General features: G+C 68.9%; 31 protein-coding genes. All 31 read left to right on the top strand.

The genetic code is table 11. The features are described 5' to 3' along the window. Window positions 1-24: 24 nt before the first annotated feature. A complete protein-coding gene (locus tag LX14_RS20455; protein ID WP_253649237.1) occupies window positions 25-651 on the top strand; it encodes a PD-(D/E)XK nuclease-like domain-containing protein in 627 nt (208 codons plus the stop codon). Continuing rightward, entirely contained in the window at window positions 648-1,283 is a 636-nt protein-coding gene (locus LX14_RS20450; RefSeq protein WP_253649236.1) for an NUMOD4 domain-containing protein, read from the top strand. The genes LX14_RS20455 and LX14_RS20450 overlap by 4 nt, the downstream gene beginning before the upstream one ends. After that, the gene (locus LX14_RS20445; RefSeq protein ID WP_253649235.1) at window positions 1,280-2,257 is read left to right on the top strand and encodes a hypothetical protein; all 978 of its coding nucleotides are present in this window, start codon (window positions 1,280-1,282) and stop codon (window positions 2,255-2,257) included. The genes LX14_RS20450 and LX14_RS20445 overlap by 4 nt, the downstream gene beginning before the upstream one ends. A 3-nt stretch (window positions 2,258-2,260) precedes the next feature. Continuing rightward, window positions 2,261-2,785, top strand: coding sequence for a hypothetical protein (locus LX14_RS20440; RefSeq protein WP_253649234.1), 525 nt, complete (start codon window positions 2,261-2,263; stop codon window positions 2,783-2,785). Next, window positions 2,782-3,000, top strand: coding sequence for a YegP family protein (locus LX14_RS20435; protein WP_253649233.1), 219 nt, complete (start codon window positions 2,782-2,784; stop codon window positions 2,998-3,000). The genes LX14_RS20440 and LX14_RS20435 overlap by 4 nt, the downstream gene beginning before the upstream one ends. After that, the gene (locus LX14_RS20430) at window positions 2,997-3,164 is read left to right on the top strand and encodes a hypothetical protein (protein ID WP_253649232.1); all 168 of its coding nucleotides are present in this window, start codon (window positions 2,997-2,999) and stop codon (window positions 3,162-3,164) included. The genes LX14_RS20435 and LX14_RS20430 overlap by 4 nt, the downstream gene beginning before the upstream one ends. After that, window positions 3,161-3,715 (top strand): HNH endonuclease signature motif containing protein, encoded by a 555-nt coding sequence (locus LX14_RS21035; protein WP_253649231.1) that lies wholly within the window; start codon window positions 3,161-3,163, stop codon window positions 3,713-3,715. The genes LX14_RS20430 and LX14_RS21035 overlap by 4 nt, the downstream gene beginning before the upstream one ends. Before the next feature lie 22 nt (window positions 3,716-3,737). Then, window positions 3,738-4,322 (top strand): hypothetical protein, encoded by a 585-nt coding sequence (locus LX14_RS20420; protein ID WP_253649230.1) that lies wholly within the window; start codon window positions 3,738-3,740, stop codon window positions 4,320-4,322. 132 nt (window positions 4,323-4,454) lie between these two features. Then, window positions 4,455-5,036: an HNH endonuclease gene (locus tag LX14_RS20415; protein ID WP_253649229.1), complete on the top strand. Its 582-nt coding sequence runs from the start codon at window positions 4,455-4,457 to the stop codon at window positions 5,034-5,036. Next, window positions 5,026-6,135, top strand: coding sequence for a hypothetical protein (locus LX14_RS20410; RefSeq protein ID WP_253649228.1), 1,110 nt, complete (start codon window positions 5,026-5,028; stop codon window positions 6,133-6,135). Before LX14_RS20415 ends, LX14_RS20410 begins: the two co-directional genes overlap by 11 nt. Beyond that, on the top strand, window positions 6,132-6,305 hold the full coding sequence (locus LX14_RS20405; protein ID WP_253649227.1) for a hypothetical protein: 174 nt from the start codon (window positions 6,132-6,134) through the stop codon (window positions 6,303-6,305). Before LX14_RS20410 ends, LX14_RS20405 begins: the two co-directional genes overlap by 4 nt. Beyond that, the gene (locus LX14_RS20400) at window positions 6,302-6,688 is read left to right on the top strand and encodes a hypothetical protein (protein WP_253649226.1); all 387 of its coding nucleotides are present in this window, start codon (window positions 6,302-6,304) and stop codon (window positions 6,686-6,688) included. Before LX14_RS20405 ends, LX14_RS20400 begins: the two co-directional genes overlap by 4 nt. Continuing rightward, entirely contained in the window at window positions 6,685-7,284 is a 600-nt protein-coding gene (locus tag LX14_RS20395; protein WP_253649225.1) for a hypothetical protein, read from the top strand. The genes LX14_RS20400 and LX14_RS20395 overlap by 4 nt, the downstream gene beginning before the upstream one ends. Then, window positions 7,281-7,976 carry a hypothetical protein gene (locus LX14_RS20390; protein WP_253649224.1) on the top strand — a complete coding sequence of 232 codons (696 nt, stop codon included), beginning with the start codon at window positions 7,281-7,283 and terminating at the stop codon, window positions 7,974-7,976. The genes LX14_RS20395 and LX14_RS20390 overlap by 4 nt, the downstream gene beginning before the upstream one ends. 208 nt (window positions 7,977-8,184) lie before the next feature. Next, a complete protein-coding gene (locus LX14_RS20385) occupies window positions 8,185-8,469 on the top strand; it encodes an HNH endonuclease (protein ID WP_253649223.1) in 285 nt (94 codons plus the stop codon). Between the two features lie 142 nt (window positions 8,470-8,611). Further along, window positions 8,612-9,001 carry a hypothetical protein gene (locus LX14_RS20380; protein ID WP_253649222.1) on the top strand — a complete coding sequence of 130 codons (390 nt, stop codon included), beginning with the start codon at window positions 8,612-8,614 and terminating at the stop codon, window positions 8,999-9,001. Next, window positions 8,973-10,448 (top strand): terminase, encoded by a 1,476-nt coding sequence (locus LX14_RS20375; protein ID WP_253649221.1) that lies wholly within the window; start codon window positions 8,973-8,975, stop codon window positions 10,446-10,448. The genes LX14_RS20380 and LX14_RS20375 overlap by 29 nt, the downstream gene beginning before the upstream one ends. After that, on the top strand, window positions 10,445-11,911 hold the full coding sequence (locus LX14_RS20370) for a phage portal protein (RefSeq protein ID WP_253649220.1): 1,467 nt from the start codon (window positions 10,445-10,447) through the stop codon (window positions 11,909-11,911). Before LX14_RS20375 ends, LX14_RS20370 begins: the two co-directional genes overlap by 4 nt. Further along, a complete protein-coding gene (locus tag LX14_RS20365; RefSeq protein WP_253649219.1) occupies window positions 11,859-12,500 on the top strand; it encodes a VG15 protein in 642 nt (213 codons plus the stop codon). Before LX14_RS20370 ends, LX14_RS20365 begins: the two co-directional genes overlap by 53 nt. 84 nt (window positions 12,501-12,584) lie before the next feature. After that, window positions 12,585-13,145, top strand: a complete 561-nt coding sequence (locus tag LX14_RS20360; protein WP_253649218.1) for a hypothetical protein — start codon at window positions 12,585-12,587, stop codon at window positions 13,143-13,145. 19 nt (window positions 13,146-13,164) lie between these two features. Then, window positions 13,165-14,070, top strand: a complete 906-nt coding sequence (locus LX14_RS20355; RefSeq protein WP_253649217.1) for a phage major capsid protein — start codon at window positions 13,165-13,167, stop codon at window positions 14,068-14,070. Further along, window positions 14,070-14,378: a DUF7302 family protein gene (locus tag LX14_RS20350; RefSeq protein WP_253649216.1), complete on the top strand. Its 309-nt coding sequence runs from the start codon at window positions 14,070-14,072 to the stop codon at window positions 14,376-14,378. The genes LX14_RS20355 and LX14_RS20350 overlap by 1 nt, the downstream gene beginning before the upstream one ends. Next, a complete protein-coding gene (locus tag LX14_RS20345; RefSeq protein ID WP_253649215.1) occupies window positions 14,350-14,817 on the top strand; it encodes a hypothetical protein in 468 nt (155 codons plus the stop codon). Before LX14_RS20350 ends, LX14_RS20345 begins: the two co-directional genes overlap by 29 nt. After that, window positions 14,810-15,154 carry a hypothetical protein gene (locus LX14_RS20340; RefSeq protein WP_253649214.1) on the top strand — a complete coding sequence of 115 codons (345 nt, stop codon included), beginning with the start codon at window positions 14,810-14,812 and terminating at the stop codon, window positions 15,152-15,154. Before LX14_RS20345 ends, LX14_RS20340 begins: the two co-directional genes overlap by 8 nt. Window positions 15,155-15,168: 14 nt before the next feature. Further along, on the top strand, window positions 15,169-15,378 hold the full coding sequence (locus LX14_RS20335) for a hypothetical protein (protein WP_253649213.1): 210 nt from the start codon (window positions 15,169-15,171) through the stop codon (window positions 15,376-15,378). Then, window positions 15,359-15,619 carry a hypothetical protein gene (locus LX14_RS20330; protein WP_253649212.1) on the top strand — a complete coding sequence of 87 codons (261 nt, stop codon included), beginning with the start codon at window positions 15,359-15,361 and terminating at the stop codon, window positions 15,617-15,619. Before LX14_RS20335 ends, LX14_RS20330 begins: the two co-directional genes overlap by 20 nt. Further along, the gene (locus tag LX14_RS20325) at window positions 15,616-15,996 is read left to right on the top strand and encodes a hypothetical protein (RefSeq protein WP_253649211.1); all 381 of its coding nucleotides are present in this window, start codon (window positions 15,616-15,618) and stop codon (window positions 15,994-15,996) included. Before LX14_RS20330 ends, LX14_RS20325 begins: the two co-directional genes overlap by 4 nt. Window positions 15,997-16,059: 63 nt before the next feature. Continuing rightward, window positions 16,060-16,662: a hypothetical protein gene (locus tag LX14_RS20320; RefSeq protein WP_253649210.1), complete on the top strand. Its 603-nt coding sequence runs from the start codon at window positions 16,060-16,062 to the stop codon at window positions 16,660-16,662. Window positions 16,663-16,843: 181 nt separating this feature from the next. After that, window positions 16,844-17,416 carry a hypothetical protein gene (locus LX14_RS20315; RefSeq protein ID WP_253649209.1) on the top strand — a complete coding sequence of 191 codons (573 nt, stop codon included), beginning with the start codon at window positions 16,844-16,846 and terminating at the stop codon, window positions 17,414-17,416. 101 nt (window positions 17,417-17,517) lie between these two features. Further along, complete coding sequence (locus tag LX14_RS20310; protein WP_253649208.1) at window positions 17,518-17,841, top strand: hypothetical protein; 324 nt, start codon at window positions 17,518-17,520, stop codon at window positions 17,839-17,841. A gap of 47 nt (window positions 17,842-17,888) precedes the next feature. After that, window positions 17,889-20,733, top strand: a 2,845-nt coding sequence (locus LX14_RS20305) for a phage tail tape measure protein (RefSeq protein WP_253649207.1), incomplete at its 3' end; no start/stop codon positions are given.

Raw genomic sequence — 20,733 nt, 5'->3', positions numbered from 1 at the left:
CTCGGCAAGGGGTCGGACCTCGCGGTGCTGAAGTACGACGACTGGCGGACCAAGGCGGCGAGGGAGGCGCGGGACGAGGCGCGGGCCGCGGGGAAGGTGCCGATCCTCCACGCCGCGTTCCTCGACGCCCAGCGCGTCGCCGGCGCCGTCTTCACACACGACCTCGCACCCGTCCTGTTCGAGGAGGGCGTCGCCGAGCAGTCGATCTACGCTCACGACCCCGAGACCGGCGTGCGCCTTCGGTGCCGCCCCGACTGGCTGCGGCCAGGCGTAATGGTCGATGTCAAAACCACCTCCGACGCAGGCGCTTTCGACCGCTCAATCGAGAAGTATTCGTACTTCCAGCAAGCCGCCTTCTACATCGACGTCGCTGCACTGGCGGGCATCACGGTTGATCGCTTCTTCTTCCTGGCCGTCGAGACGTCGGCGCCCTACCTCATCGACCTGTCGCTGATGGCTGCAGACAGCAGCTACATCGCGATCGGTCGCCACCTCAACCGCGCCGCGATCGACCTGTACGCCAGGTGCCGGAAGGCACGAACATGGCCCGGCCTGCCTGAAGCGATCCGTTTTCCTGCGCCACCGCCGTGGCTGGTCGACCGCACCGAGGCGATCGTCGAGCGCGCTGAGCGGACGGTGGTCACTCGATGACCGGCGAGCAGTGGAGAGCCATCCCTGGCCACGCAGGCTACGAGGTGTCCGACCAGGGACAGGTGCGAAGCGTGACGCGAACCGTCGTACGCACCGGTGGGTCGACAGCGGTCTACCGAGGAAAGGTGCTGCGGCAGAAACGCAACCCGCAGACCGGCTACATGCAGGTCACCCTGAGCGACGGCGGACGGCAGACGACCCACCGCGTCAACATCCTCGTTCTACAGGCGTTCGTCGGGCCGCGCCCAGTCGGCCAGGTCTGCCGGCACCTGAACGACGTCGGTTACGACAACCGACTCAAGAACCTTCAGTGGGGCACTCAGTCGGCCAACATGCGCGACCTCGCCGTCAACGGACTGCACGCCAACGCGAACCGCACCCACTGCCCGCAGGGTCACCCCTACGACGCCGCGAACACCTACCGGACACCGTCAGGCAAGGGCGGTCGGCAGTGCGCGACCTGCCACCGCGAGCGAGCGCGCCGCGCAGAGGAGCGCCGGTCAACGTGCCGCAACGGGCACGAGTACCCACCCGACGTGCAGGTCCGCATCAGCGACCGAGCGAAACGCCGCTACTGCCCGACCTGCGTTGCCAACCGCAAGCCCCGCACCAACAAGGAGAGAGCCGCATGACCAGCACCGAGATCACCCAGCAGGCCGAGAGTGAAGTGCTCCCCGCCGTCCTCGCGCCCGCCGCGGCGAACAGCGCGCAGTCGCGCGCCGACCAGCTCGCGGCGCTGCAGGCCGAGGCCGAGTTCCTCGAGGTCGCCTACGGCCTCGCCGAGAAGGCCTGCGGTACCGCGTTGGTCGCCGAGCACTTTCGGAATAAGCCCGCCGACGGCGCGATCGCGGTCGCGTTCGGCGCCTCCCTCGGCTGGCACTGGACCAAGTCCCTGCAGGACGTTTACGTCGTGAAGGGCAAGCCCAGCATCATGTCGAAGGAGATGCGCGAGTTGATGATCCGTGCGGGTCACGACGTGTGGGAGGAGGAGGTCGGACCGACACGCGTCGTTCTCGCCGGCCGCCGACGCGACTCCGACATCGTGGTGCGCGTCGAGTGGACCATCGAGAAGGCCGAGGCCGCGGGCCTGGTTACTGCGAACCCGAACTACAAGAAGTACCCCGAGAACATGCTCTACGCGCGGTGCACGACCGACCTGGCGAAGCGCCTTGCACCCGACGCGCTGTCCGGCCTCGGCATCGTCGAGGAGCAGCAGGACCGCGCGGCCGCCGCCCGCCGCGTCGACGTCACCGTGGCGCGCGACAACCCCCAGGCGAATCTGCGAGCGATGCTCGGCGGCCCACAGAACACACCCTCGAGCACGGACGACGGCGAGCCCGCGGCCGGACCCGAGTCGGTCCAGCAGGCCGCACCACGCACTCGGCAGCCGAAGCCGAAGACCATCACCGAGGCGCAGATGAAGAAGATGCACGCCCTGCTGAACGAGAAGGGCCTCGCCGACCGGGCGACCGGCCTCGCGTGGATCTCCGCATGCATCGAGCGCGAGATCACCACCTCGAAGGACCTCACCGTCGACGAAGCGGCGAAGGTCATCACAACGCTTCAGAACGACGGCGAGATCCCCGCCGACGGTCAGGAGGGCTGACCCATGGCCGATGAGAACTACGCCGGAACCGCCCTGCTGGGTGCGGGCATCGAGGTCGACGGCTACGTGTTCACCGAGGCGAAGATCAAGTTCGTCGGCGGGATGAGCGAGTTCGCGATCCCGGACCCGCCGCGTCGCGGCAGCCTCCGCACGTACGTGGTTAAGGCCCAGTGCACCCGCTACCTGATCGACGAGAAGGGCGAGGAGCCGCGCCTCATCATCGAGATGCAGCACTTCGTGGTCTACGACCGCGACCAGGGGCCGCTGAACGACCGCCAGCGCGTCGAGACGCCCTCGGAGCTCGAGGAGCTCGACCGCAAGGCGAAGGAGGGGCCGGTCGAGGAGACCGAGGTCGACGAGAACCAGCCGGGCCTGTTCGGTGACGCGCCGGATGCCGGCGACGAGGGCGACGGCGATCTGCCCGAGGGTCCCGAGTGGGGCGACGCCGAGGCGAACGCTCAGCAGCCGAAGGGCGACGGCGACACCGGCCGGCCGTCGTTCTCGTCGATCGACGGGGGCCAGTCGTGAGGCGCCGGCCCTCGCGCCTGCTCGACGTCTACGAGGCGGCTGACGGCTGGCGCTGGCGTCTCACGTCGGCCGGTCGCATCGTCGCCGACTCCGGCCAGGCCTACCGCGACCGCCACGACGCAGCGAAGGCCGCGCGCAACACCTTCCGTCGCGACCACGTCACTCGGCTCCGCGTCGACGCGTTCGGCCCACACCACAGCGAGGAGGAGCTGTGATCCCCGGCGACACCGTCACCGCGCGCGGCCGCGTGTGGAAGGTGTTCAAGGTCGTCGGCAACTGGGTCGGCCTCATCGACCCCGACCGCGAGCCGCTCATCGACGACACGAACAAGCAGCAGGTCGCGCACATCGCGGTCCAGACCGCCGAGGTGACGCGGTGAGCGGCGCGACATGTGCGCTCGACGAATGCGGCGCGGCAGCTTTTCGCCGCGGCCTGTGTCGAACTCACGAGCGCAAAGATCGCCTGTACGGCGATCCGCGCTACGTCACCCCGCGGCTGCGGACCGCGGCCGAGCGCTTCGCCACGAAGTACGTCGTGACACCGGTGGGCTGCTGGGAGTGGCGCGGCGCGTTGTTCTCGACGGGCTACGGAGCGTTCGTGCACGACCGGAAAACGGTGAAGGCGCACCGGTTCGCGTATGAGCAGGCCGTCGGGCCGATCGCCGAGGGGCTGGTGATCGACCACCTGTGCCGAAACACGCGCTGCGTCAACCCCGAACACCTCGAGGCGGTGACACCACGCGAGAACACCGCAAGAGGGATCAGCCCCGCAGCAGAGAACCGCACGAAGACTCACTGCGATCACGGGCACGCGTTCACGGCCGACAACACCTACCGGTACGTAACGAGGTACGGCCACTCCCGCGGTTGCCGCCAGTGCCGCAACGAGAGCGCCCGTCGGTTCAGGAGCAGGCAGCATGCGACGACTTAAGATTCGCGGCACCGGTGAGAATATGACGGCGAACATGCTCGCGCCGGTGCCGGGGGATGAGCTGCAGTATCGCGCCGAGATCGCGCCGATCGGAACGCTGACCTACCAGCAGTCGGTCGACGCCGGCGTCGACGCGGTGGCGGAGTACGACGCGGCCGGCGGGCCCTACGTGATGATCACGTACTCGCTCGGCTGCTGCGTCGGCATCGAGGCGATCATCCGCGGTCGCGCGCCCCGGTGCATCGGCGTCGTCGCGGTCGCGAACCCGTTGCGCTGCGGCGGCGTCGGACGTCCGACGTGGGGCATCGCGGGCCAGGTGCAGGTCCCAGTCCCGATCGTCAACCTGTGGATCCCCGACGACCCCATCACGAGCCTCCCCGGCACTGACGGGTCCCGCGCGCTCGCCGTCGCCATCACCGGGCGGGATCAGCCGCGGTCGCTCGGCTGGTGGAACGCCGCCGCGATCGTCGCGTCCATGTGGCGCTACCTCGTCGCCGGCCGCCACACCGCCTACGCGCACGAGCGGATGGCCGATGGGCGCACGTACATCGAGCGGGCCCGGGACGAGGCCGACCGGATGGTCGCGGCGCCAGGCGATGGGAGGTGAGGTCTCTGCGCCTCGCCGGCGACCCCTGGCCCCGATGCACCGCCGGCTGTCGATCTCGACTCAACGGGTTCCCCAATCGCCCCTGCGCCGCCTGCGTCAACCGTGCCGCCAACGAGAAGTGGAAGACAGACCATGGCCGTGAGTAAGCGACTCCGTTACGAGATACTGCGACGCGACAACCATCAGTGCCGGTACTGCGGCGCAACCGCTCCCGAAGCGCCGCTGACCGTCGACCACGTCGTCCCGGTCGCCCTCGGTGGCGTCGATGACCCGTCCAACCTGGCGACCGCGTGCCGCGACTGCAACGCCGGGAAGTCTGCATCGTCGCCCGACGCCCCCATCGTCGCGCAGGTGAAGGCTGACGCACTCGTGTGGGCCGCTGCAATGCAGGTGGCCGCTGAGGAGCGGGCAGCCGCCACCGCATACCGCCGCCAGCTGTGCGACTGGTTCATCACTCGCTGGAACAAGTGGTCGTGGACGGACTGGCGAGGCGACTCGCATCTGTTCGAGCTGCCCGGGGACTTCGAGCAGACCATCCTGCAGTTCCACGACGCCGGCCTGAGCACCGACGACCTCGACGACCTTCTCCGTGTCGCCATGACGTCGCGTGCGGACGACCGGTGGCGCTACTTCTGCGGCTGCGGGTGGCGTCGTGTTCGAGAGGCCAGCGCACGCGCGGCCGAGATCATCACGGAGGCGCACGATGGCGCGTGAGTACGCAAAGGCCTGGTTCTCGATGTTCACCGACGAGGACTTCGCCCAGCAGTCCCACAGCGACCGCTGGTTCTTCATGACACTGCTCGCCCAGCCGGCGCTGAACTACGCCGGGGTGCAGCCGATCAACATGCGGCGGTGGCGCAAGGCGATGCGCGACGAGCACGGCATGCCGTCGGAGGCCGACATGGAGAAGGCCCTCATTCGCCTCGAGCGCCGCGGCCACGTCTTCACCGACGATGACACCGGAGAGGTGCTGATCCGGTCGTTCATCCGCGTCGACGAGGTCTACAAGCAGCCGAACACACTCAAGTCGGGGCTGCGTGCCGTCGCGCACATCGAGTCACCGAAGCTCGCGGCGGTGATGGTCGACGAGCTGTCGCGGATCGAGCTCCCGGAGATCAAGAGCGACAAGCTGTCCGCTGAGATCGACGCCCTTCACACCGCCGCCCGGCGTCATGTCGAGGCGCTATCCGAAGGGATCACCGAACCCTTCGCGGAACCCTTCACTGATCCCATCGCGGATGGGATGCCGGAACCCTTCGCGGAAGGGATGAGGCGACCTGGGGAAACAGACCCCATCGCGGAAGGGATCGGCGAAGGGATGCCGGAAGGGTCGGTTGTGGTTGAGGTTGAGGTTGTCTCACCTCCGGAGGAGGTTGGTTTGGGGGGTTCGCGTGCGCATGCGCGTGAGGCCGGCGACCAGTCCCAGCCCGGTAGCGACCGCGACGGACCACCCTCGAATGCCCACGACCCGGAACCGCCGACTCGCTGCGCTCGTCACGCGTCAGCGCCGCTCGACGAGCACATCCCGAACTGCGGGCCCTGCGCCAACTTCCGCAAGGCCCACGAGCGGTGGGCCGAACGCCAGCGGCGACGCGAGGCCGAAGCGGTCTCGGCCAGGGCGCGGGCACACGCCGAGACGCGCCAGGCCGCCATCGACGCCTGCTCGATGTGCAACGCGAACGGCTACCGCGGCCTGCAGCTGTGCTCGCACGACCCCGGCCAGGACGAGACCAACCGCGACGGCCTGAAGGCGGCTCGCGAGGCGCTCGCCAAGGCCCAGGCCCAAGCGAAGGCGAAGGCGGGCCAGTCGTGAGCGACAACGTGATCCCCCTGCGGCCGGACGTGTACGACGGCCTGACCTGCGAGCAATGCGGCGAGGCGTGGTTCCAGGCATCGGTCACCGTCGGTCGTGATGGCCGGGTGACCGGCTGGGTGTCGACGGTGAAGTGCACCGAGTGCGACCACCTGCAGGTGATCGCATGACCGGCACGCTGGCGAGCCTGCGCGACTGGATCCGCGACCAGGTGCACGAGATCCGGCACCTCGCGCCGCACGCCGTCCTGGCGCCGGCGAAGTGCACGCCCGTCGGCCACGTGCTCGACGCCGACCTACCCGACCCCGAAGCGATCGCACCGTGCGAGTGGACCATCGCCGGCGAGAGGGTGTGCGACGACCCCGCCGACTGGGCCATCCGGCTGCACGTGCACGTCCCGTTCGTCTGGCTGCTGTGCGACCACCACCTCGAGTACCTCAAGCAGCTGTGGCTCGACGACTTCGCGAAGTGGCCGGACCCGCTGCGGTGCGCGATCTGCGGCCACGAGTTCCGGATGCTGAAAGACGCCATCGTCTCGGAGGCCCGCCTGTGAGCGTCGTCGGGATCGACCCGTCGCTGACCGCGTGCGGCATCGCGGTGCTCAAGCACAGGTGCGCCCACGAACGCTGGACCCCGCAGCATGTCAGCTGCGACCGGATGTGCGCGTACATCGACGACCTGCGCGCTGTCGGTCACCGCGGCCGCGACGCCGCGTCGTGGGACGAGCGCAGCGACCGCGTCGTCGCCCAGGCGCGCCACGTCGCGAAGCGCGTCCCCGTCGACGCCGAGCTGGTCGTCATCGAGGGCCCGAGCTACGGCTCGGCGCACGGGCATGCCTTCGACCGCGCCGGCTTGTGGATGGGGATCTACTCGGCGCTGCGAGCACGCCGAATCCCGATCGCTGTCTGCGCGCCCGGGACCCGCGCGAAGTGGGCTACCGGATCCGGGCGTGCCCAGAAGGCCGACGTGCTCGCCGCCGTGCGGGACCAGTGGCCCGACAACCGCATCCAGAACGACAACGAGGCCGACGCGCTGACCATGGCCGCCATGGGGGCGCTACACCTCGGCTGGCCGCTCCCGTTCGAGATCAAGGACCGACACCACGCAGGCCTCGAGGTCGTCGCATGGCCCAAGGAGCGCACAGCATGAGCACCACCTACTTCATCCCCAAGGCCGAGCGCGCCGACCTCGCCCAACGGCTCGGCGAAGTACCCGCGCTGTGCGAGGAACTCGCCGTCACCAAGCTGCGCCAGGACCGCATCGTGCGCGTCGGCGGTGGTGGACACGCACCCCACGACAGCAGCCGCACCGTCTTCCACGGCGGCGCCGACAACGCCCTCGCGGCACTGCACAACAGCCTCACCAGCTGGGTACGCCACACCATGTGCGAACACCGCGGCCTGCCCTACCCCGACACCGCCACCACCACCATCACCGCCGCGGCATGGCTGAGGAAGAACATCTCCGTCGTCGCCATGACACCCGGCACCGAAGAAGCCCACACCGACATCACCTACCGCCTACGTCAGGCGTACCGAGCGGTCGACCTGCCACCACCCGCACCACCACGCGTCATCACGGCCGACGAGATCGCTCGCTCCAACCGGCAGATCGCCACCCCCTCGCAGATCGAAGTCATAGCGGGACGGCTCGGCGACCTCGGGCGCGGACTCGACCGGCAACGCGTCTACCGCCTCCGCCGGCGCGGTGCACTACGCCCACTCATCAACCTGGAGAAGGGGGTTGAACCACAGCTGTACGTCCAGCCCGAGTGCTTCCGCCTCGGCGACGTGCTCGACGCCCACTACCGACACGCACGCCGCAACAGGCGCGGAGCTTGACAGCATGGACGTTCCTTACGAACATGAAGACGTTCAACCTCGGGAGTACTGCATCAGCAGACCCGAGGTTTCTTCATCTTCACCGCGGCGCGTCACCCGGGAATGATGCACCTGTCAAGCGCACCCGCGGCCCCGTGCCGCGACCCATGACCCTGAGGTTGTGTCGGGAGAGGTGTGCGCTGCGCGCCGCGGCGAAGCTGGCCCCACGATGAAACGGTCCACCAGCCTGCGCGACAAACACCGCGCCATCATCGCTCGAGGCCGGCCGCCCTGCGCCTACCCGCTGTGCCTGTTCCCCGGCGAACCCATCGACTACGACGCCGACAAGGATGACCCGCGCGCCTTCCAGGCGGACCACATCATCCCGCTCGACAGAGGCGGACCCGACACGCTCGAGAACAAGGCCCCATTCCACCGGGCCTGCAACCGCCACAAGAGCAACCACCTGCCCCCCGCGGCCACCTGGCAGACCCGAAGGCGATGGGGCGCGTGAGGGCCGCACAGAGCCGCGACGGCGCCATCGAACGCCCCCGGGGCAGGGTCCCCCCGGGTGGCGCAGCGCGCGCGCCTCAAGGCATAGGCGATCCCTCCCTCTACATCGTTTCCACCGGCCTCACCGCAAGGAGGTGACCGCGTTGTCCGCTCGTCCACTGCGCGCCGTCGCCCCGGGTGAAGAGCCCGCCACCCCTGCCGACACCCCGACTGCCGCCCCTGTTCGGGCGCGGTCGAAGTCGGTGTCGACGGCCGCGAGGTCGGGTGACCACCGCGATCTCCTCGAGGCGATGCGTGACCGGATCGCCCGGGCGGTGGCGTCGCCGAAGTGCTCACCGCGGGACCTGGCGTCGCTGACGAAGCGGCTGGCGGACCTGGCGGGCGAGATCGCCGAGCTGGATGCCACTCCGGCGGCCGTCAACTCGGAGCGGGTGCGGGCGCTGGAAGAGGCGCTGCGGCAGGTTGCGCCGACCCACCCGCTGCTGACTGGCGTCCCGGAGCTCGATGAGCGTTTCGACGCTTCTGCCGTCTGACCGCAAGCTGTCGGAGGTCACCCGACACCTGGTGGTGCCGGAGGGCATCACCACCTCGGTGTTCCCGCGGGTGTACCGCCGCCTGACGGAGGCGGGAGTGGCGTTCGACCGCTGGCAGCAGGGCTTCGGCACGGTGTGCCTGGGGTGCCGGTCCAACGGGAAGTACGCCGCCACTGTCGGCGGCGTGGTGGCGCCGTGGCCGCGCCAGGTGGGCAAGACGTTCACGGTCGGCAACATCGTGATCGGTGCGTGCTTGGAGTTCCCCGGCTTGCAGGTGGTGTGGACCTCGCACCACCTGCGCACGACGACCCGCACGTTCCAGTCGATGCAGAAGATGGTGCATCGGCCCGGCATTCGTCACCACCTGATGGACAACCGCTCGGATGGCATCCGGACGGCGAACGGCGAGCAGGAGATCGAGTTCGCCAACGGCTCCAAGATCATGTTCGGCGCGCGGGCCCGCGGGTTCGGTCGCGGGTTCGAGTCGATCGACTGGGAAGTGTTCGACGAGGCGCAGATCCTGTCGATCGAGGCACTCGAGGACATGGTGCCGGCGACGAACGCGGCAAAGCATCCGCATGGCGGCCTGGTGTTCTTCCTCGGTACGCCGCCGCGGCCGGGCGACGACGGGGAGGCGTTCACCACGAAGCGCCGCAAGTCGCTGCGCCGCAACGCTCCGGACCAGCTCTACGTCGAGATCTCCGCCGACCCCGACACCCCCGACTCCCAGTTGGACGACCCGGCGTTGTTCGCGACGTTCAACCCGTCGTACCCGCACCGCACCTCGCTCGAGGCGATGCAGCGAATGCGGGAGAACATCCCCTCGGATGACTCGTGGCGCCGTGAGGCTATGGGCATCTGGCCGGCCGACGGGTTCGAGCAGGTTGTCGCGCCGTCGGTGTGGGCGACGCTCGTATCGACCGGCCCGGCCGATGGCGTCGCCCCGGATGCGTTCGGGGTGGACATGTCCCACGACCGACAGTTGTCGGTGGGGGCATGCTGGCTGGCCGATGGGGTGGCGCACGTCGAGGAGGTGTTCCACTCGTCGGCTCCGGCGGAGGTGCTGAACTTCCTCAACGGCGCGGCGGGGTACCGCATCCCCATCGTGATCGACAACGTGTCGCCGGCGGCGGCGTTGGTGCCGCAGCTAAAGGCGGCGCGCCGGATGGTGTCGGCGTCGTCGATGTTCGACATGGCGAAGGCCTGCGGCATGTTCGAGTCCCGCGCCTTCACCGCCACGCTGTCGCACGGCGACCAGGAGCGGATCACGAAAGCGCTCGAGGGGGCGCGGCGCCGCGACATCCGCGAGGCGGGTGGCTGGGGCTGGGACCGGTCGGACAAGAACGTGCAGATCCACCCGCTGGTCGCGGTGACGTTGGCGTTGCTGGGTGCGGCGAAGAATGACCGGCCGCGCCGCACGGGCGAGAGGAGGGCGAGCGTTTCGTGAGTGACACCACCGCAACGTCGGCCTCCGCGCTGTCGATCCCCGGCCTGACGCGCGATGAGCAGGCCGTGGTGACGAAGCTGTTCACCCAGTTGCAGGCCAAGACCCGGCGCAACCTGCTGCGGTCGTCGTACTACGACGGCAAGCGGGCGGTCCGGGCGCTGTCTCCGGTCGTGCCGCCGATCTACTACAAGCTGGGCGTGGTGCTGGGCTGGTCGGCGAAGGCGATCGACGCGCTGGCGCAGCGGTGCGCGCTCGAGACGTTCGACTGGCCGGACGGCGACATCGCGTCGCTGGGGTTGCAGCAGCTGTCGGAAGCGAACCAGCTGCGCGCCACCGTGAAGGGCGGTCAGGTCAATTCGCTGCTGCACGGGGTGTCGTTCGTCGTCAACACCGTCGGCGTGGGGGACGAACCGAAGTCGCTCATCCACATCAAGGACGCGTTGTGCGCCACGGGGACGTGGAACACCCGCGCCCGCCGCCTGACGGACTTCCTGTCCATCACGTCGCTCGACGACGAAGGCAACCCCGACGGGGTGGCGCTGTACCTGCCGAACCTGGTGGTGCAGTGCGACCGCGACCTGTCGGGGTGGTCGGTCACCCGCTCGAGCCACACGTGGGGCGTGCCGGTCGAGCCGCTCGGCTACAAGCCGTGGACCCGCGACTTCGGTGCATCCCGGCTGACCCGCCCGCTGATGGCGTTGCAGGATCGCGCGGTGCACGCGGTGGTGCGCCTCGAGGGTCACATGGACGTGTACTCGTTCCCCGAGTTCTGGATGCTCGGCGCGGACAACAAGGTGTTCAAGAACCCCGACGGCTCACTGAAGCCGGACTGGCGGGTCATGTTGGGGCGCATCAAGGGCATTCCGGACGACGACACCGCACCGCCTGAGCTGGCCCGAGCGGACGTGAAGCAGTTCCCGGCCAACTCGCCCGAACCGCATCTCGCCGCGCTCAACAGCTACGCCAAGCTGTTCGCGCGCGAATCGGGACTGCCGGACTCGGCGCTGGCGATCACCGACTACGCCAACCCCACCTCGGCAGAGGCCTACGCCGAGTCCCGTGAGGATCTGATCGCGGAGGCCGAGGGGGCGACCGATGACTGGTCGGTGCCGCTGCGTCGCGCGGTGCAGCGCGGCCTGGCAATCCAGAACGGCCTCACGGCGATTCCCGACGAGTGGGCCAGCATGACGCCGCGGTACCGCTCTCCGCTGTTCGTGTCCCGCACCGCGCAGGCGGACGCGGGCCAGAAGCTGGCTGTCGCGGTGCCCGGCCTGGCGGAGACGACGGTGGGTCTGCGCAAGCTGGGCTTCACCGACGACGAGATTCGTCAGTACCAGTCCGAGCGTCGCCGGGTGACCGGTCGCGCGCTGCTCGACACGATCCGTTCAACCCGTCCGTCTGTGATCCCAAGTGGCGACGACACCAACGCAGCTGCGCAGCCAGCTGGTCCTGCTCAGCGATAACGCTGAGGCGGACCTGGCGGCGCTGTGGGCGCAGCTGAACGCCGCGACCGTGCACGACGGCCTGTTCGACGTGCTGCCGGCGATCGTCGACGACTACGGCGACGCCGCAGCGACGCTGACCGCCGACTGGTACGACGAGCACCGTGCGGAGCTGAACGTGCCGGGCCGGTTCGCTGCCGACATCCCCGCCAACCCCCAGTTGGGTGCGGAAGCTCTCGCGGGGTGGGGCAACCAGCTGGCGCAGGCCAACTGGGACACCGCGCTGGCGCAGATCAGCGGCGGCCTGGTGCTGCGGGTGTTCACCGCGAGCCGCGATCTGCTCACGGCGGCGACGGTGGACGACCCGCATGCCCGCGGGTGGCAGCGCGCCGGCCGCGGCGAGTGCGGCTTCTGCCGAATGCTCATCGGTCGCGGAGCGGTGTACACGAAGGCGTCGGTGCGGTTCGGTGCGCACGACCACTGCAAGTGCGTTGCGGTGCCAGCGTTCTCGCATCGCGCGGTGCCCGTCAAGCCGTACCGCGCCACCGATCGCAGCATCACCGATGCGGATCGGGCCCGTGTTCGCGACTGGATCGCGAACAACACCTAGAACCTCCCCCGCCCGGGGGTGACGCGCTTCTGGCAGCGCGCTGAATGCCAGATGTCCGACGGGACGCAAACGGAGAGGTTTCCAGTGCCCGAGCAGCAGAACAACAACGGTCCCACCGACAACAACAACGGCGGTGGGGGCGGCGGCGACAACGGCGGCGGCCAGAACCAGAACGGCAACAACGGCGGCGGAGGTGGCGGCGATCAGGCCGGAACCTTCACCCAGGCCGATGTCGATCGCATGATGGGCGAGGCCCGCCGCGAGGAACGCCGCAAGGCGTCCGAGAAGTACTCCGACTACGACGACCTCAGGGCGGCCGCCGACGGCAAGAAGACCGCCGACGACCGGATCGCGGAGCTGGAGAAGCAGTACGCGCAGTCACAGGCGAACACGCTGCGGCTGCGAGTCGCCGGCGACTACGGCATCAGCACCAAGCGCGGCGAGGACGGGTCACCGTCGGACGCCGAACTGTTCCTCACCGGCACCGATGAGGACACCCTCATCGCCCAGGCGAAGCGCCTGGCTGCTCGCAACGAGGAGCAGCAGCAGAACCAGCCCTACGTGTCTCGCGAGGGCGGCAACCCCCGGCCCCGACCGAACAGCAACCAGGAGTTTCTGGCGACGCTGACCGGGCGGGACACCTGAACCCACCCAAGGAGTGACCATGGCTGGCGCACTGAAGAGCACCGACCTGTACCTGCCCACCAACATCGCGGACGGCATCGTCGAGAAGACCAAGACGGGATCGACCGTGGCGGCCCTGTCGGGCCAGGAGCCGATGCGGTTCGGCGACACCACGATCATCACGTTCGACGACGACCTGACCGCAGAGTTCGTCGAGGAGTCGCAGGCCAAGGGCAGCGACTCGGCGAAGCCCCAGACGGTCACCGCGGTGCCGCACAAGGCGGTCGTGCAGATGCGCACCAGCGACGAGTTCATGTGGGCCGACGAGGACTACCAGATGGGGATCCTCGCCAAGTACCAGGAGAAGTGCGCCCGCGCGATCTCCCGCGGCCTCGACCTGGGTCTGTACTACCGGAAGAACCCGCGCACCAACACCGAGATCACGGGGTGGGAGAACTACCTCAACTCCACCACCAAGCGGGTGGAGCAGGGCGCCAACGCCGACATCGACTTCGAGACCGCCGCGGGCCTCGTCATCGGTGACGACTACACCGTCTCGGGTGTCGCGCTCGACCCGAAGTACGCGTGGACCCTCTCCACCGCGCGGTACGCCGACGGCCGCAAGAAGTACCCCGAGCTGGGTCTGGGAGCGGGCATCTCGTCGTTCGAAAACGTGTCCGCCGCGGTGTCGTCCACCGTCTCGGGCAAGCCGCGCGACGGCGACGCCACCGACAACAAGGTTCGCGCCATCGTCGGCAACTTCACCTCCGGCGTCCGCTGGGGCGTGCAGAAGTCGTTCCCCTTCCGGATGCTCGAGTTCGGTGACCCCGACAACTCGGGTCGCGACCTCGCTGGCCACAACGAGGTCCTGTTCCGCACGGAGATCGTCTACGGCTGGTACGTCTTCGTCGACCAGTTCGCCGTCATCGAGAACCTGGTGGCGTGATGCGACTGCGCAACGCCGCCAACGGCGCGATCGTCAACGTCGACGACGAACTCGGCGAGTCCATGCTCGGCGGCGCGTGGGTGCTGGCTGTCGACGTCCCCGACGGCACGCCGGACGAGTCGTGGAAGGTCGCCGAGCTCGTCGCCTACGCCAAGCAGCACGGCGTCACCATCACAGGGGACGCCCGCCGCAAGGCCGACGTCCTCGACGCCATCACCGCAGCAGCGGCAGCGGCAGCAGCAGCAGCACAGTCCGGCAACGGCAGCAACGAGGGCGGGAATGCCGGCGGTAACGCTGGAACCCAGTGACCTGACCCCGTTCGCTGACATCGCGGAGGCGAAGGCCAAGGAGATGATCGCCGACGCCATGGGGTTGGCCGAGCTGGTCGCGCCGTGCATCACCAAGGAGTCGTTCGCCTACGCGGCGGCGGCGAAAGCGGTGCTGCGCGGCGCGATCCTGCGGTGGAACGACGCCGGGTCGGGTGCCGTCACGACGAAGCTCGCCGGTCCGTACCAGCAGGTGATCGACTCCAACACGCGCCGCAACAACCTGTTCTGGCCGTCGGAGATCGAGCAGTTGCAGGAGATGTGCCGGGAGGCCACCGACGGCATCTTCGCGGTCGACACCGCCCCGCTCGGAGGGTCAGCGCACTCAGTGTGGTGTGACCTGATGTACGGCGGGACGCTCTGCTCGTGCGGCATCGCCCTCACGGCCGGCGCGTACCCGCTGTACGAGCCGGATGCCTGAGTTCCCGCTCGCCCACACCGTCGGTCACCGCCGGTACGACGCGGAAGCGGGAACCGATGACTGGGGCAACGTCACCGACTTCTGGTTCCCCGCCGTGTCGAAGCCGGTGTACGGCTGGGGCGCCCCGATGGGGTCGGAGCCGAAGGTCGCCGGTCATGACCGCGTGGTCGTAGAGGTCGAGGTACTGGTGCCGCCCGGGTTCGAGTGCAGCCCCAAGGACCGCCTGGTCCTCGAGGGCGACGAGTACGAGGTCATCGGTCCGGTCGAGGACTACGGGCACGGCCCGTTCGGGTGGAACCCCGGCGGCGTCGTCAACGTCAGGAGGGTGACGGGATGAGGACAGTGCTCGTGGTGACCGGCACCCAGACGGTGCCGCCCGATGACGGCGAAGACGGTGACGCTGTGGTCGAGGAGGTCATCGAATCGTTCGAGGCAGACCGCGCGACGTGGATGACCGAGCCGTCTGGTGTGCTGAACGTGTACCGCGGACCGAATCAGGTGTGGTCGTCGTACGCGCCCGGCTCGTGGAAGGCGGTGCGTTTTGCCCCAACCACGGATTGAGTGGAACGACGAGGCGCTCTACGACGTCCGCCGCGATCCGAACCTCATCGAGCTAGAGCGCGAGACGGCGCAACGCATCTGCGACGAGGCGAACCGCATCGGCTCGGGCACGTTCATGGTGGGGTCGCGCCAGGGCGAGCGGCGACCTGAAGGCCGTTGGCGCACCACCGTTTACACCGCCGATGCGAAGGCGATGGCATCGAATGCACGGCACAACGTCCTGATCCGGGCGATGTCGTGACGTCCGTGGTGGCGGCCGGCCGGGCGATCCTGGTGGCCGCGCTTCCCGGGGTGCCGGTATCGCAGAAGGTCACCTCCACCCCTCGCAGGTACGTCCGTCTGAGCCGCGCCGGCGGGGATCGCGGACGCACTACCGATCGGCCTGAGCTGCTCGTCGAGTGCTACGCATCCACCGATGCGGGGGCGCCCGACGGCCCGCAGGCCGAGCGGGACGTCACCACCGCGTACGACGCGCTTCGCGACGCAGCCGGCGGCGGCCCGTGGGCAGGTGGCTGGGTGACGAAGTGGGAGGGCAACTCGATCGTCGACTACGACGACCCCGATCAGCCAAAGCACGCGCGGTGGCAGTTCACCGGCACCCTGTTCCTCCTGACCTGACACACAGCACCACCACCTTTCTTGCGGCTCCTGGTCGAACACGCCTGAAAGGGGCACCCCCACATGGGAAACGTCAAGCACTCGTTCGTCGCACACTCGATCGACGGCGGTGTCGTGTTCGCCGGCCCGACCGGCGTTCTCGAACTGCCCGACAACGCGCACGACCCGCTGTCCGCCGCGTGGCTCGCGCTGAACCTCGGCACCCTGTCCGATGACGGTCTGTCGGTGGCGTACAAGCGGTCGTCGAAGAAGATCAAGGACTTCGACGGCGCCACCTACCTCGGCGTGCAGGACGACTTCGCCGACGGGTTCAAGGCCACGTTCCTCGACGTGGACAACCACAACCTGGTGCGGTCGGTGTACGGCACCGACAACGTGGAGATCGAGGAGGCCACCGGCACGCACGGTGAGCAGATCACGATCTACCACGCGCCGGACACGCTGCCGTTCCAGCAGGCCGTCATCACGACCCGCTCGGGCCCCAAGCGCAAGTTCTACGTCGCCGAGATCTGCCAGGTCACCGAGGTGGCGGAGATCAAGGACAAGTACGACGGCGCGACGGTCAACGAGGTCACGTGGGACGTGTACCGCGGCGAGGACGGCAAGTTCCTCAAGGAGTTCCGTGACAACGGGGTCCTCGCGGCCGTCACCACCCCCACCCCCTGACCCACTCACTCGCCACCCCCGCCGGGGCATCGTTCCCCGGCGCTGGGGTGGCGAGTCCTGTTCTCGGCCTGGTGAAGGGTGTCCCCCCTTCCTTGACCAGGAGCCGCGCCTTTCGCCAGGCCGGGGCTGCTCCTGATCGCTATCGCTCGCAACCGCTCCACGAAAGGCTCCTGGTCGCCACATGTCCATTCCCGAGGGCTACACCACCGCCCCCACCACCACCGACCACATGGTCCAGCTCGCGATCCCCGTCCCGGGCCGCGACGACCCCATCCTGGTGCACGCACCCCGACTGGCCTGGCTCCCACCGGAAGACGTCGACGCCTACAGCGACTGGATGAAGCCGTACCTGGAAGCGGAGAACGAGGTCACCGAGTGGCAGAACGCCAACGACGAGCTCGACAAGGCGGTGGCGACCGCGCGTGCGGAGCTGGGATCGGTCGAGGCGTCGCGCGCAGACTTCGCGGACGCGGAGTCGTATGACGAGGCTGTACAGGCTGCCCGGGCGAAGCTCGACGAGGCGGAGAGCGCCGAGCGGGCGCCGTTCCCACAGGCCGCGCAGGACCTGGTCGCGAAGCTGACTGTCCGCGAGACGAAGGTGCGGTGGCTGAAGAAGTACCTGTCGCCCGCCGACTACAAGACGCTCGCGACGTCGAAGAAGATCCCCGAGCGAACCATCGATTGGATCGTCGACCAGCTGCGCGCGTCGTCGGACATCACGCCGGGGGAATCCGGAGCCTCCGACGACTCCTGAGTGAGCACTCGGAGGCTATTGAATCCGACCTGATCGACCGCGGCCTACGGCTGCGGGACCTCGGCAAACCGTGGCTCTCGTGGGGCGATATTCGCGCGATCGTGTCGCGCGCTGAACACGACACGTCGATGCAGCTGCACCGTGTGATGCACCCGCGCTGGCAGTTCCACGACGCCAGCACCGCACTGCTCGCTGAGATCGCCACAACCGTGTCGTCGCAACGGTTCCTGACCGCGCTGGGGCTGTTCCAGAAGGTCGAGAACGTGCCGGAGATGTTCCATCCGGCGGTGTACGGGCCGCAACGCGACCCCGACGACACCGAGGACACACGCAGCAGCGAGGAAGTCGAACAGGTGGCGGCCAAGCGTGCCCGTGCCCGAGAAGTCGCCGCGGACTTCCTAGCGGAGATGACCGCCGCCGCATGACCCGCGCCGCGTCCCCGAACACCACCACCCGAAGGAGGTGAATCCCGTTGGCCGAGCTCGCCACCGCGTACATCAGCATCGTCGCTGAGACGTCCGGCATCCCGCGTCAGGTCCGTACCGCCCTCGGTGCGACACAGCGTGACGCCGACACCGCCGGCCGCGGGGTTGGACGCACCTTCGCGTCCTCGTTCGGCTCGAGCATCAAGGGACTCGGTGCCGCCGCGGGGGTGACGGGCGGGGTCGCGGGGGTCGCGGCCGCCATGAAGTCCGCCGTGACGTCCGGCATGGACTTCACCACCAGCTTGAACACGCTGCGGTCGGTGGCGAGCGCGTCGAGCCAGCAGGTCGCACAGGTGGGCGCGAAGGCGCGTGAGCTGGGCACTGACAACCAGCTCGCAGCCACCTCGAGTGTCGATGCGGCGCAAGCGATGTTGGAGCTGGCCAAGGGCGGGTTTACCGTCGACCAGTCGATGCAGGCGGCCCGCGGCACGTTGCAGCTGGCGGCGGCCGCACAGATCAGCGCCGCCGACGCCGCCACGATCCAGTCGCAGGCGTTGCAGGCCTTCGGCAAGGACGCCTCCTTCGCCGGCACCGCCTCCGACATCCTCGCCAACGCGGCGAACCAGTCGTCGGCAGAGATCACCGATATCGCGAATGCGTTGCAGCAGGGTGGTGCGGTCGCCAACCAGTTCGGGCTGTCGATGCAGGACACGGCCGCGACGGTGTCCTTGCTGGCCAATGCGGGCATCCAGGGGTCCGACGCCGGCACCCTGCTGAAGTCGGCGCTGCTCGCCCTCACTGATACGAGCAAGCCCGCCCAGGCGGCAATGGATGACCTCGGGCTCACCGTTTACGACGCGCAGGGCAAGTTCGTCGGAATGGAGTCGCTGTTCGGGCAGCTCCAGGCGGCGTCGCAGCGCATGACGCCGCAGATGTACCAGCAGGCCACGGCCACCCTCTTCGGGTCCGACGCCGCCCGTATCGCCGGTGTGGCGGCGCAGCAGGGCGCGGTCGGGTTCGACAAGATGCGCGACGCCATGGGCAAGCAGGGTGCGGCGGCGGAGGTCGCAGCGGCCAAGATGAACGGACTACCCGGCGCGTGGGAGCGGTTCAAGAACTCCGCGCAGGACGCCGGGTTGGCGTTCTACGACGCCGTCCAGGGGCCGCTCACGTCCGCCGCGAACTGGGGCGCCGACGCCATCGGCAAGATCTCCGACGGGGCGTCGAAGCTGGGACCGACGGTCCGCGACATCTTCGCGTCCATCTCTGACGCCTTCACCTCCGCCGGCGGCCCAGAGATGGTCACCGACTGGGGTCAGCGGCTCATGTGGGTGCTGTCGTCGCTGGGCGGTTCGGCGGCCGACCTGATGCCGCTGGTGGGCAACCTCTTCGAGATGTTCGGCGAGGCCTCGGCGATCGTGGCCGCCGTCGGTATCGAAACGTTCGTCACCGCGCTCGAGACCGCCGCCGAGTTGCTGTCAGCGACCGTCGTGCCGGTCCTCCAGCTCGGCAACTCCGTGCTCGAGTCCATGCAGCCGGTCGTGGTGGGCGCCATCGCTGCCTGGCTGGGGTGGCGGCTCGTCGGCCCCGCGCTCGCTGGGGTGCGCACTCAGGTGACGACGTTGGGTGCCACCGCGGCCACCACCTCCGGGCGGCTCATGACGTTGGCGATGGCGAACCGCGCGGTCGTCACCGCGGGTGCTGCCGGGTCGGTCACGATGGGCCGCTTCGGGTCGATGATCGCGCAGGTTGGTCAGCGCGCCCCCGTGGTGGCGCGAATGCAGCAGTCCTTCGTGCAAGCCGCCGCGGGTGCTGATCGGTTCGGCCGATCGGCGGGCGCGGTGGCGGCCGCCGGCACCGGCATGCGAGCGGCGGGCGCTGGTATCGCGGGAGTGTTCGGTGGCCCGGTGGGGCTCGCGCTCACGGGTGCCGCGCTGGGCGTCACCTACTTCACGTCGCAGGCCGCGAAGTCGAAGCAGACGACGGAGGCGTACCGGGACGCGACGAAGGGGCTCGCATCCGCGCAGGACACGCTGTCGGAGGCGTACACGAAGTCGCGCGGCGCGATGAACGACGACACGGTGCGGGCCGCCACATCCGCGTACGAGGCGTACCGGACGAAGCTGGGCGCGGCCGAGGCGCAGCGGCGCAGCTGGTACCAGGTGTCGCAGGCCCACCAGGGTGATCTGAACGAGCAGGCGGATGAGGCGAAGGCGGCCGCCGCCGGGTTCGACAAGCTCGGCTTGTCGAACAAGGAGGTGGCGCAGGCCTTCTCCGGAACCGAGCCGATGTACCAGAACATCCGGTCGCAGCTTGCTGCCATGGGTGACGCTGGTGCTCCCGCGCTGGCCGCATTCGATCGGATGCGCCAGGGTGCAATCCTCAGCCAGCAGGCGGCATCTCGGGTCAAGCCCGGGGTGGATGAGCTCGGCGAGGCAATGCGCATCATGGGCGACAAGGGCGCGTCGGCCGAGGACAAGCTGAACGCCCTCAAGGCCGCCATGGACGCCATGAATCCCGCTCGGTCCAAGACCGAGGCGATGGCGCAGTACGGCGACACGGTGCGGCAGGCGGCCGAGGCGGTGCAGCAGGTCAACGGCACCGCATTCGACCAGTCGGGGCAGCTCAACGCCATGACGGAGGCGGGCGGCAACCTCAACCGCGTCCTCCAGGACCTCGCCGACAAGTCGGGTGCCGTCGCCACCAGCGGCGGCAACATGGGCGCGGTCAGCCAGCAGAACGAGCAGATCTTCCAGCAGCTCGCCGCGCAGACCGGCCAATCGGTGGAGTCGATTCGGGCGCTGTACCAGAGCCTCGGCGGGCAGACGGTCGACCTGTCGGTCCGACTGCAAGGCGCTCCGCAGGTGACGCAGCAGCTCGGCGCCATCTCGC

Origin of the sequence: Williamsia deligens (assembly GCF_024171765.1) — a bacterium.
GTDB classification, from domain to species: domain Bacteria; phylum Actinomycetota; class Actinomycetes; order Mycobacteriales; family Mycobacteriaceae; genus Williamsia_A; species Williamsia_A deligens.
The sequence above is the reverse complement of the archived record's forward strand: the minus strand, read 5'-3'. Positions and strand labels throughout refer to the sequence as shown.